This window comes from Phaeobacter sp. SYSU ZJ3003 (assembly GCF_041300735.1).
Taxonomy (GTDB): Bacteria; Pseudomonadota; Alphaproteobacteria; order Rhodobacterales; family Rhodobacteraceae; genus Phycobacter; species Phycobacter gallaeciensis_A.
The window spans coordinates 1-761 of sequence record NZ_PXNU01000161.1; the positions used below are offsets into that span (position 1 = coordinate 1).

General features: G+C 67.5%; 1 protein-coding gene. It reads left to right on the forward strand.

Features of this window, described 5'->3' with window-relative positions:
* On the forward strand, positions 1–761 hold a 761-nt coding region (locus C6W91_RS21220), incomplete at both ends, for an HAD-IC family P-type ATPase (protein ID WP_370571622.1).

Below are 761 nucleotides of genomic sequence, written 5' to 3' on the forward strand. Positions count from 1 at the left end.
ACCGCCCGCGTGATGCGGGGCGGCGAGAGCACCGAGGTCTCTGTCGATGAGCTGGTGCAGGGCGACATCATCGTCGTCCGCCCGGGCGAGCGCATTGCCGTGGATGGCGAGGTGATCGAAGGCAGCAGCCACGTCGACGAAAGCATGCTGACAGGCGAGCCGGTTCCAGCGGAAAAGACCGCTGGTGATGCCGTCACCGGCGGTACCGTGAACGGCGCAGGCAGCCTGCAGTTCCGCGCCACGCGGGTTGGCGGTGACACCACCCTCAGCCAGATCATCCGCATGGTCGAAGAGGCGCAGGGCGCCAAGCTGCCGATCCAGGGGTTGGTTGACCGGATCACCCTGTGGTTCGTGCCTGCGGTGATGGCCGCCGCGACCCTGACCATCCTCGTCTGGCTGATCTTCGGCCCGTCGCCCGCGCTGACGCTGGCGTTGGTCGCAGGTGTATCGGTGCTGATCATTGCCTGCCCCTGTGCCATGGGCCTAGCCACGCCAACCTCGATCATGGTGGGCACCGGCCGCGCCGCTGAGATGGGCGTGTTGTTCCGTAAGGGCGACGCGCTGCAACAGTTGGACACGGTCGGGGTCGTGGCGCTCGACAAGACCGGCACCGTGACCGAGGGCCGCCCGGAACTGACCGACCTTGTTCTCGCCACAGGTTTTGAACGGGCGGAGGTGCTGTCAAAAATCGCCGCGGTGGAGGAACGTTCGGAGCACCCGATCGCCGAAGCCATCGTCCGCGCCGCCCGCGCCGAGGGCGC